Annotated in this window: 9 protein-coding genes; 4 read left to right on the top strand and 5 right to left on the bottom strand. The window is 56.0% G+C overall.

Going from position 1 to position 11232, the window contains the following annotated elements; all coding sequences use genetic code 11:
- Positions 1-92 precede the first annotated feature (92 nt).
- The 5 genes from ACRC4F_RS15635 to ACRC4F_RS15615 form a co-directional block, all read right to left on the bottom strand.
- Positions 93-998 (bottom strand): AraC family transcriptional regulator, encoded by a 906-nt coding sequence (locus ACRC4F_RS15635; RefSeq protein ID WP_438660130.1) that lies wholly within the window; start codon positions 996-998, stop codon positions 93-95.
- An 81-nt stretch (positions 999-1079) separates the two neighbouring features.
- On the bottom strand, positions 1080-1967 hold the full coding sequence (locus ACRC4F_RS15630; protein WP_438660129.1) for a phospholipase: 888 nt from the start codon (positions 1965-1967) through the stop codon (positions 1080-1082).
- A 180-nt stretch (positions 1968-2147) separates the two neighbouring features.
- Complete coding sequence (locus ACRC4F_RS15625; protein ID WP_438660128.1) at positions 2148-3014, bottom strand: phospholipase; 867 nt, start codon at positions 3012-3014, stop codon at positions 2148-2150.
- Positions 3015-3162: 148 nt separating this feature from the next.
- Positions 3163-4458: a glycosyltransferase gene (locus tag ACRC4F_RS15620; protein WP_438660127.1), complete on the bottom strand. Its 1296-nt coding sequence runs from the start codon at positions 4456-4458 to the stop codon at positions 3163-3165.
- 63 nt (positions 4459-4521) lie between these two features.
- On the bottom strand, positions 4522-4881 hold the full coding sequence (locus ACRC4F_RS15615; RefSeq protein ID WP_438660126.1) for a response regulator: 360 nt from the start codon (positions 4879-4881) through the stop codon (positions 4522-4524).
- Positions 4882-5139: 258 nt separating this feature from the next.
- On the opposite strand from ACRC4F_RS15615, the gene ACRC4F_RS15610 reads away from it, so the two are divergent.
- The 4 genes from ACRC4F_RS15610 to ACRC4F_RS15595 are packed head-to-tail and all read left to right on the top strand — an operon-like array spanning position 5140 to position 11229.
- Positions 5140-8631 (top strand): response regulator, encoded by a 3492-nt coding sequence (locus ACRC4F_RS15610; RefSeq protein ID WP_438660125.1) that lies wholly within the window; start codon positions 5140-5142, stop codon positions 8629-8631.
- Complete coding sequence (locus ACRC4F_RS15605; RefSeq protein ID WP_438660124.1) at positions 8631-9464, top strand: CheR family methyltransferase; 834 nt, start codon at positions 8631-8633, stop codon at positions 9462-9464. The genes ACRC4F_RS15610 and ACRC4F_RS15605 overlap by 1 nt, the downstream gene beginning before the upstream one ends.
- Complete coding sequence (locus ACRC4F_RS15600; RefSeq protein ID WP_438660123.1) at positions 9461-10054, top strand: chemotaxis protein CheB; 594 nt, start codon at positions 9461-9463, stop codon at positions 10052-10054. The genes ACRC4F_RS15605 and ACRC4F_RS15600 overlap by 4 nt, the downstream gene beginning before the upstream one ends.
- A complete protein-coding gene (locus ACRC4F_RS15595) occupies positions 10048-11229 on the top strand; it encodes a hybrid sensor histidine kinase/response regulator (RefSeq protein ID WP_438660122.1) in 1182 nt (393 codons plus the stop codon). Before ACRC4F_RS15600 ends, ACRC4F_RS15595 begins: the two co-directional genes overlap by 7 nt.
- Positions 11230-11232 lie beyond the last annotated feature (3 nt).

Genomic DNA, 11232 nt, shown 5'->3' with positions numbered 1-11232 from the left:
CGGGCTTGCCCGCGATAGCGTCGGCACATTCAACATTTATGTGCCAGACAGATTGCTATCGCGGGCAAGCCCGCTCCCACAAGAATTGTGTTTTAACCCAGGTTTTGCTCAGTCAACCGCTGCACCGCCAGCCGCCGGTAATGCGAAGGCGTCATGCCCTTGAGCTGCTGGAAACGCCGATTGAAGTTGGAAATGTTGTTGAAACCCGATTCGAAGCACACATCGGTCACCGGTTTGTCACCATCAGCGAGCAACTCGCAGGACTTGCTGATGCGCAGGCGATTGACGAACTCGATGAAGCAGCGACCGGTCGCCTGTTTGAACACCCGGCTGAAGTAAGTCGGCTTCATGCCCAGGTGCTCGGCCACTTCTTCGAGCGGCAGATCCCGGGCGTAATGCGCAAAGATGTAATCCACGGCGCGGTTGGTGCGATCAACGTTGTGTTCATCCGCCAGTTGCGGCGTGGTGGCACCCGACAGCAACTGAAAGTCGTCAGAAGCGGCGAGCAGCTCCAACAGAATGAAAAAATGCCCGAGCCGGGTTACGCCTTGAGTATCGGCGATGCGTTGCATCAACGTCATGGCCTGGCGGATCGTGCGTTTGCATCGGAATTCGATGCCGTACTGCGCGCGTTCCAGCAGTGGCGTGAGGGTCTTGAGTTCGGCGAATACCTGATGACCGCTTTCGAACAACTCATCCGTGAAGTTGACCAGCATGTCGCGCTTGGGCACTACCTCGTCTTCAGCCACCTGGCTGATCCAGTTGTGAGGCAAGTTAGGGCCGGTCAGAAACAGGGTTTCCGGATAGAAGTTACCGATGTAATCGCCGATGAACACCTTGCCGGAACTGGCGACGATCAGGTGCAGTTCGTATTCCTTGTGAAAATGCCAACGCACCAATGGGCAGGGGAAACCATGCTGGCGATAGATGATCGACAGCCCGTTATGGTCGTCCATCAGTTCATAGGAAGGATCGGTAACTCTGGCGGTTCGGGTCATGTCAGGGCGCTTTTTATTGTCATTGCGCCCTGATCATGCCTCTTTCCACCCCGCGAATGCCAGCGTGCAACACTTCGGATGTCAGGCCGGCGCTCGATTGTGCAAGGCGTGGCCGTAAACGGCTTTCATGCTGGTGGCGGTCCAGCAATAACGCACGATCTCTGACTCGTCGAAGAAGTCGATATTGATGATGCTACAGCGCGTCACCCAGTCCCGGGTGGGATTGAACCAGTCGTTGATGTGGCTTTTGATGTCTTGAGGACCGCCCAGAAACGCGTAGCTGGTGGCCGATAAAGACCATAGAAATGTTTCGTACGGCGCATCCTTGAGTGTGTTGGAAATATGCTTTTTCAGATCCTCGGTGTCGGTGAACCGCCTGCTGAGCCACTTGTGTGTGATGCGCGGCCAGAAGTAATCCTCATCCAGTTCCCGATGCAAGGGTGCTGCCAACACAACCCGGCGCCGAGTACTGATCTGCTTGAGCTCGCCGATCGTTTTTGTGGCGTTGTCGGGTGGCACCACACGATGTCCAAGGCGGCTTACCAGAAGATCATTGAGTTTCTGGTAGTCGAAGGGTTTGGCCCCGTCGGCGAGTTGGTGGAAATCCAGAACAATGAACTCATCCGGATTACGATCAAGAAACGCCAGGACGGCTGTTATCAGCTCATCGAGGACACGATGAGATTGGTAGCCGTTGTGATGAAAATAGAAAATCGATTGGTCCACGCCCTCGGTGTAACCGAGACGAATATCAAAGGCTCGTGCACCCTTTGACAGTTGCCAGGCAAATGAACCGTTTTGACAGGTGGTCCAGTTGCCAATGAGCACTTCATATTTGGGCGCTTGTTTGTCCATACCGGCATTATGCGTACCGGGCCAGACAACATCGGTCAGCTTCAATACATCGATATCCAGTACGTTGCTCATCCACCTTTGTTTATCTAAAGTCGTTGCTATATTTCGGGTCATGACTGTTCCTTGTCGTTGATACGCCCCCATCGTGGAGGCGGTGAGTCGAATAGGGCGGCGTGCCTTATCCGTTTTATTAGCCTGCGTAGATAGGTTCTCATGACCCAGCATAGAAGCGTGTGACAGCAATGCCAGTCTCGGAAATACTTGCACAAAAATAGCCATTTAATGGCGCGGCATCTACTTGTGCCGATTGGCGGCTTTACTCAGGTTCGCGGTTCGGCAATATGAAACGATCTTGCTCTCTTCGATAAAGTCGACATTGATTATGTTACACAGCATTGCCCAGTTACTCTTGCTCGGGTCAAACCACACATCAAGTTTGTCGTGGATATCTACCGGGCCGCCAAGCGCACTATAACTGGTCGCCGACAGGGACCACGGAGCCCAAGTACCTGGCGGGTACAGCAGCACTTTTTTGACGTACTGCTCCAATTCCGTAGCACTGATGATGCCGTTTCCGGACCATTGGTGCTCGATCGGCTCAATGAACATGTTTCTGTCAAGCGCACTGCTCCAGGGGGCGGCGACTAGTATTCTTTGTAAGGAGCTGATTTGTTTGAGTTGACGCAAACTTAATGAGCGGTTTTTGCCGGGGATGATGCGATGGCCAAGAAAGTGCGTGATCATGTTATTGAAATACCTAAAATCAAACGCGTCATCGCTCAAATCATGGAAGTCCAGGATGATGAATTCATCGGGATTTTCCGTAAGAAAGTTTTCAACGTCGGTAACAAGATGCCCCAAGGTCCGGGAATTGAGAAAGTCGTTATGATGAAGACGGAATTTCCCCAGCCCCGGCGCATCGGCGTCGTACGTCAAACGGATATCCAGCGCTCGGGAGCCGTTACGCAGTTGCGAGTAGAACGAATCGTGCTGACAGGCCAGCCAATGGGCTCCCGGGATCAGCGGCCAGGACGCTTTCCAGTCGCAGCCGGCGTTATGGGTGCCCGGCAATGTTAATTCATTGAGCGATAATGTATCGATAGTCGGCGTGGCGGCCATCCAGTTTTTCAGGTCGTAGTTGTTCTGAACAATGCTGTCCATTTAATGCATCCTTGCACGGTTGATAGAGTGTATGGGTAGTGTCAAAACATAATTATATGATCTGCTTTGACGCACTCTTTATAAGGCTACTGAAGAGTGCAATCAATAATCGTGCTGATGCAAAGTATGTGCTTGTAATGCTTGCAAGTTACTGCGGATTCCGATTTTTAGCTTCAATCCATTGCGCCATGTATTGCGTACTTTTGTGGTGATGATGGCGCAACATACTGCCCGTAAAGTTATCACTACGCAGTTTTGGCAGGTGCCGCTGGCACTGCAACAACTTCTCGATCAACGCAGGACCATGCTCCGCGGTGGTATATCGATCCGCCAGCAGTTTCTGCCCCAATGACTGGGCCTGCGTCCAGAGCGACTCATTCTTGTACAACTGCACCGCCTCGTCGGCAAACGCCTGCGCGGTGCGGGTCACGGCGCCAGGCCACAGGTGTTTGCCATGCATGGCTTCAGCGCCGATGGGTGTCGTCACCGAAGGCGTGCCACAGAGCATGGCGTCGACAATCTTGCCCTTGATGCCAGCACCGAAACGCAACGGTGCCAGGCACACACGCGCCGCCGACATCACTTGCAAGGCATCTTCTGCCCAGTTCATGACATGAAAACCCTGGGCTGGGTTATGCAGCGCGGTGGCCTTGGGTGGCGTGTAGGCGCCGTAGATGTGCAGCTGAGCGCTGGGCAGTTGTTCGCGGATCAGCGGCCAGATCGCCGTTTTCATCCAGAGCACCGCATCCCAGTTCGGCGCATGTCGAAAATTACCGATGCTCAGAAAGTGCGCGCGTTCTTCAAACGCCGTCGGCGGCACGCACGGCGTTTCGACCATCAGCGGACACCAATGCAGCAGGTTGCGGGGTATTTTGAACTGCTCGACCAGCAACTCGATTTCCACCTCGGAAATAATGAGGTTCAAGTCGCAACGATACAGCGCAGCAATCTCCCGTTTGGCCAGATCGGTATCGGCCATCAATTCGAATTCTTCGCGCAACGCCGGCGCGAACAGATCGCTGAAATCATTGTTGTCATCACTGGCTTTCAAACGATCTTTGAGTCGTTGATGCCGGGCATGCCGCAGGCTTTGCAAATCCGAAGTCTCAAGCACCCGCAATGCGTCGGGACAGTGCTTTTCTACACGCCAGCCGAACTGCTCTTCCATCATGAACTGGTCGAACAGAACGATATCCGGCGCCAGCTCACTGATAAACGCGTCGAAACTGCTGTTGTTTAACTCGATCGGCACTTCCCGGATGCCCAGCGCCGTCAAGTCGGCGCGGTGTTCACCGGTACCGGCCGGACTGCTGAACGTGATGTCCCAGCCTTGTTGCAGGAACGTATCGAGGATTTGCATCACATGCCCGCTGGCCGCCGAAGATCGGGGCTCGGGCCAGACGTAACCAATGACCAATACGTTGGTTGCGCGGGGCTGACTCATGAACGGGTATTCCTTGGTGCGGGTAGAGGGCAGGGGATAAACGGGGGGGCGCGACGACGAGACTCAGGCAAGCATGCCCTTGACCTTGTCTCGCAGCTGATCAATCGAAAACGGCTTGCCGATCACCTGCATGCCTGCCGGCACATCAATGCTCTCGGCATAACCGCTGGCGAACAGGATCGGCAGTTCAGGGCGCAGCATCCGCGCCTGGGTGGCCAGTTCGCGGCCATCCATCACCGGCAAACCCACATCGGTCATCATCAAATCGATGAGCTGATCTTCATCGTTGAGAAATTCCAGGGCCTGTTCGCTGCCATCGGCCTCGAGAACCTTGAACTCCAGTTCCTCCAAAACGTCGACGATCAGCATGCGCACAATGGCATCGTCTTCTACTACGAGGATGATGGACGATTCGGAGGACATAAAAGGACTCTCAAGTTGAATTCAGGGTCGCCGGTCAATCGAAATCGCCGGGCTCTAGCATGAGTAAGTGGCAGAACCCGACAAGTTCCCAACGCTGTGCAAAAAAGAATAGCCGTACAAGAGGCGGCAGGATAACCGGTCCTTTGACCGAGAACAGCTAAATGCAGGGATTTGCCCGTATACACGTCATATAAATGGATCAATGTGCCCGTTTTGGGGCAAACTCCCTGGTTTTGAACAGTTCGACAAGGCCTTCCCATGACCCCTGCGTCTTCGGTTGATGAGCAACGATTCCGTAAACTCCTGAGCCGCAACATCAGCCTGCCGTTGGGTGTCGGTGTGCTCAGTGCGGTGTTTTTTGTCTCGCTGATCACCTACCTGCTGTCGGTGATCCAGTGGGTCGAACACACCGACCGGGTGATCAATAACGCCAATGAAGCGGTGAAGCTGACCGTTGATCTGGAAACCGGGATGCGCGGCTTTCTGCTCAGCGGCGATGAGCATTTTCTCGACCCGTACGAAACAGCCAAGCCGAGAATCGCCGTCGCGCTCAATACCTTGCTCGATCTCACCGGCGACAACCCGGTTCAAACCGACCGTCTGCACCGGCTCCAGGCCTTACAGGAGGAGTGGGCGAACTACGCGCAATCCATGATCGATCTGCAGCGCGCCAGCGGTGATTATCGCAGTGCTGTCAGGGCCGGACGCGGCAAGCGGCTGACCGATGAGATCCGCAAGCAATTCGAAGACGTGATCGACATGGAGCAGCAGTTGCGCACCACGCGCAACGAGGAAGTGCGCCGTACCACGATCTGGAGCATCTCTCTCTACCTGATATTCATCCTCGGTATCAGTGGTTTGCTGGCCTATATCGGCCGTCGTGATTTGCTCAACCTTTCCCAAAGCTACAGCGCCAACCTCGCCGCGCAACAGGCCAGCGCCTGGCGCCTGGAGCAGCAAGCTTGGTTGCGCAATGGCCAGACCGAACTGGCCGAGCAAGTGTTGGGGCAGCTGTCGCTCAACCTGTTGGGGCGCAACATCTTGCAGTTTTGCGCGCAGTATCTGGGCACGGCCGTTGCCGCTATTTATGTGCGTGAAGAACACGGGGGCCTGAGGCGTGTCGCGTCGTACGGGTTTTCTCGCGAACAGGAAGAGCGCGACCAGCAGATTTACAGCGATGAAGGGATTGTCGGCCAAGTGGCGCAACAGGCTCGCCTGATTCGTCTCGACCACGTGCCAAGTGGCTACTTCAAAGTCAGCTCCGGGCTGGGCGAAGGTTTGCCGCATAGTGTGCTGGTGGTGCCGACCAGTGACGATGACCGGGTCAACGGTGTGATCGAACTGGGCTTCCTGCGCCCCTTGGACGACCGTGACATCGAGTTGCTTGAGTTGATTGCCGGCAACATCGGTACGTCGATCGAGGCCGCTCGCTATCGTCAACGCTTGCAGGAGGTACTCGCTGAAACCCAGCAACTCAACGAAGAGTTGCAAGTTCAGCAGGAAGAACTCAAGACCGCCAACGAAGAACTCGAAGAACAATCGCGGATTCTCAAGGAATCCCAGGCTCATCTGGAAACCCAGCAAGTCGAACTGGAGCAGACCAACGAGCAACTCGCTGACCAGGCGCAGATCCTCGCCGACCAGCGCGACGCGATGGACCTGAAGAACACCGAACTCAATCAAGCCCAGGTCCAGCTCGAAGAGCGCGCCGAAGAGTTGCAGCGCTCAAGCAAGTACAAGTCCGAGTTCCTTGCCAACATGTCCCACGAATTGCGCACGCCGTTGAACAGTTCGTTGATCCTGGCCAAGTTGCTGGCAGAAAACCCGCAGGAAAACCTCAGCGCCGAGCAGGTGAAGTTCGCCGAGTCGATCTACTCCGCCGGCAATGACCTGCTCAATCTGATCAATGACATCCTCGATATTTCCAAAGTCGAGGCCGGCAAGCTGGAAATGCGCCCCGAGAACACCAGCGTTGCGCGTCTGGTGGAAGGGCTGCGCGGGATGTTCGAGCCGATGGCTACTGACAAGCATTTGAAGTTCGAAGTCGACTTGCAGCCCGGTTCGCCGATGATGCTGTTCACCGACCGCCAGCGTCTGGAACAAGTCATCAAGAACCTGGTGTCGAACGCGGTGAAATTTACCGAGAAAGGCACCGTCAGCCTGACGGTCGCGTCCCAGCCAAACGATGGCATCGCCTTTATCGTCCGCGATTCGGGGATCGGCATCGCCGCCGACCAGCAGGAAAGTATTTTCGAAGCCTTCCGCCAGGCTGACGGCACCACCAATCGCCGTTATGGCGGCACGGGCCTGGGCCTGTCGATTTCCCGGGACCTGGCCGCGTTGCTGGGCGGATCGATCAGCGTCACCAGCGAGCCGGGGCAGGGCAGTGTCTTTACTCTGGTGCTTCCGCAGCAATACGTCGAACCGAACGATGTGCCGGTCGCACCGATGCAGGCCTCGCCGGTCGCCATGGCGCCGAGAGCGCCAACGCCCGCGCTGGTGCCGTTGATTGCCGAAGTCAATATCCCGCGTTTCGACGATGACCGCTGCAAGGCACCGTTCGCCACCCGATGCATCCTGGTGGTGGAAGATGAGCCGAATTTTGCGCACATCCTCTTCGATCTGGCGCACGAACTGGGCTACCACTGCCTGGTTGCCCATGGTGCTGACGAAGGTTACGACCTTGCCAAAGAGTACATTCCCGACGCCATTCTGTTGGACATGCGCCTGCCGGATCATTCCGGACTGACCGTGTTGCAGCGTCTGAAAGAACACGCCGAAACCCGCCATATTCCTGTTCACGTGATTTCGGTCGAAGACCGGGTCGAGGCGGCCATGCACATGGGTGCTATTGGTTATGCGGTCAAGCCGACCACACGCGAAGAACTCAAGGACGTGTTCGCCCGTCTCGAAGCCAAGCTGACCCAGAAGGTCAAGCGGGTGCTGCTGGTGGAAGACGACGATTTGCAGCGCGACAGCATTGCGCGCCTGATCGGTGACGAAGACATCGAGATCACCGCCGTCGGCTTTGCCCAGGAAGCGCTCGACCAACTGCGCACGACGATTTTCGACTGCATGATCATCGACCTGAAGCTGCCGGACATGCTCGGCAACGATCTGCTCAAGCGCATGTCGACCGAAGATATCTGCTCGTTCCCGCCGGTGATCGTCTACACCGGACGCAACCTGACCCGGGACGAAGAGGCTGAGCTGCGCAAGTACTCGCGCTCGATCATCATCAAGGGTGCTCGCTCACCCGAGCGGTTGCTGGATGAGGTCACACTCTTTCTGCACAAAGTCGAATCCAGGTTGTCCCATGAACGCCAACGGATGCTCAAGACCGCGCGCAGTCGCGACAAGGTCTTCGAGGGCCGCAAAGTGCTGCTGGTAGACGACGATGTACGCAACATCTTCGCCCTGACCAGCGCGCTGGAGCAAAAAGGTGCGGTCGTGGTCATCGGCCGGAACGGTCGTGAAGCGATTGAAAAACTGAATGAAGTCGAGGACATCGATCTGGTGTTGATGGACGTGATGATGCCGGAGATGGATGGTTTCGAAGCCACCATCGAGATCCGCAAGGACCCGCGCTGGCGCAAGCTGCCGATCATTGCAGTCACGGCCAAGGCCATGAAGGATGATCAGGAGCGCTGTCTGCAAGCCGGCTCCAATGATTACCTGGCCAAGCCCATCGACCTGGATCGCCTGTTCTCGCTGATTCGCGTGTGGTTACCGAAGATGGAACGCATTTAGTGGAACGCATCAGTTCAGTTGAGCGAAGCAGCGAGATCGAATTGCGGTTGCTGATCGAGGCGATCTACCTCAAGTACAGCTACGACTTTCGCGATTATTCCGGCGCTTCGATCAAGCGCCGGGTCAATCATGCGTTGGTGCAGTTTGAGTGCAATACCATTTCCGCCCTGCAGGAGAAGGTATTGCACGATCCGACCGCGTTCATGCAGTTGCTGCAATTGTTGACGATTCCGGTCAGCGAAATGTTTCGCGACCCTTCGCACTTCCTGGCGATCCGCAAGGAAGTGGTGCCGCTGCTCAAGACCTATCCATCGATCAAGATCTGGATTGCCGGTTGCAGCACGGGCGAGGAGGTCTATTCGATGGCGATCCTGCTGCGCGAAGAAGGCTTGCTCGAGCGCACCATCATTTACGCCACCGACATCAATCCACGCTCGCTGGAGAAAGCCAAGCAGGGGATTTTCTCTATGGAGAATGTCCGCGCCTACACTCATAACTACCAGCAGGCAGGTGGCCAGCGTTCGTTCGCCGAGTACTACACAGCGGCCTATGGCTACGCGATTTTCGACAAGACGTTGTGTGAGAACGTGACCTTCGCCGATCACAGTCTGGCGACGGATAGCGTCTTTTCAGAAACCCAATTAATTTCGTGTCGTAATGTTTTGATCTACTTTAATAAAAAGCTTCAGGACCGAGCGTTCGGTTTATTCCATGAGTCCCTTTGCCATCGCGGTTTCCTGGTCCTGGGCAGTAAGGAAACACCGGATTTTTCAGCCTTCGGCAATCAATTTGAGCCCTTGGTCAAACAAGAACGGATCTACCGTAAATCATGAGCAATGCAGCGGATTTGCCTTCTGTGGAGGCTATCGTGATCGGTGCTTCAGCCGGTGGCGTGGAGGCGTTACTGAGTATTCTCAGCCCTCTGCGCGAAGGCTTTGCGCTGCCGATCATTGTGGTACTGCACCTGCCTGACGAGCGTCGTAGCCACCTGGCAGAAGTGTTTACCCGGCGCGTGGCCATGCGTGTTCAGGAGGCCCGTGACAAGACGCAGATCGAAGCCGGAACGCTGTATTTCGCGACGCCCGGGTATCACCTGTCGGTGGAGCATGACCGCAGCCTTTCCCTGAGCCTGGAGGACCGCGTGCATTATTCGCGGCCCGCCATCGATTTCCTGTTTGAGTCGGCCGCCGATGCCTACGGAACCAGTCTGGCGGCTGTGCTGCTGACCGGTGCGAACCGTGACGGCGCCAGCGGTCTGGCCCAGGTTAAACGTCGCGGGGGCCTGACCATCGTGCAGGACCCGGACGAAGCCCAGGTCGCGACCATGCCTCGGGCAGCGCTGGATTTGCATCACCCGGACCACATTCTCCCCATACACGGCATCGGCCGTCTGCTTGTCGAGCTGGAACGAATAGCATGCTGAGTAACATCCAAGCCAAACTGCTGATTGTCGACGATCTGCCGGAAAACCTGCTGGCGCTTGAGGCCTTGATCAAGCGTGAAGACCGCATGGTCTATAAAGCCTTGTCCGCCGACGAAGCCTTGTCGTTGCTGCTGCAACACGAGTTCGCCATGGCCATTCTCGATGTGCAGATGCCAGGCATGAACGGCTTCGAATTGGCCGAGCTGATGCGCGGCACGGAAAAAACCAAGAACATCCCGATTGTGTTTGTCAGTGCCGCGGGCCGCGAGCTGAACTACGCGTTCAAGGGCTACGAAAGCGGTGCCGTGGACTTCCTGCACAAGCCACTGGACATCCATGCGGTCAAGAGCAAGGTCAACGTCTTCGTCGATTTGTATCGCCAGAGCAAGGCGATGAAGCAACAGGTCGAAGAACTGGAACAGGCTCGCCGCGAACAGGAAGCACTGCTCAAGCAATTGCAGACCACCCAGAATGAGCTGGAACAAGCGGTGCGCATGCGGGACGACTTCATGTCGATCGTCGCCCACGAAGTGCGTACGCCGCTCAATGGGCTGATCCTCGAAACCCAGTTGCGCAAGATGCACCTGGCCCGGGATAACGCGTCGGCGTTCACCCTCGACAAGATGCACGCCATGGTCGACCGTGACGAGCGGCAGATCAAAAGCCTGATCCGTCTCATTGAAGACATGCTGGATGTGTCACGCATCCGCACCGGCAAATTGTCGATCCGGACGACTAAATTCGATCTCGTGCAACTGGTCGACAATCTGTTGCAAAACTTCGCACCGCAGGTCGACGCCGCCGAGTGTTCCGTTACGTTTACGGCTGAACAGCCAGTGGTCGGCAACTGGGACGAATTCCGTATCGAGCAAGTGATTTCAAATCTGCTGACCAACGCCTTGCGTTATGGTGGCAAGAGCCAGATCGATGTGAGGGTCTACAGTCACGAGGGCCAGGCACGGGTCGAAGTGCAGGATCGCGGGATTGGCATCAGTGAAGAAAACCAGAAGCGTATTTTTCAACAGTTCGAACGGGTGTCAGCCAAGACCGTGGTCGCGGGGCTGGGACTGGGGCTGTTTATTTCCGAACAGATCGTCGCCGCCCATGGCGGCTCCATCGCCGTCGAGAGCAGGATCAACGAGGGCGCCTTATTTCGCGTTTGTCTGCCGCTGTAGGAA

This window comes from Pseudomonas sp., from assembly GCF_051660785.1.
Taxonomy (GTDB): Bacteria; Pseudomonadota; Gammaproteobacteria; order Pseudomonadales; family Pseudomonadaceae; genus Aquipseudomonas.
This window is presented reverse-complemented; position numbering and strand designations above follow the sequence as displayed.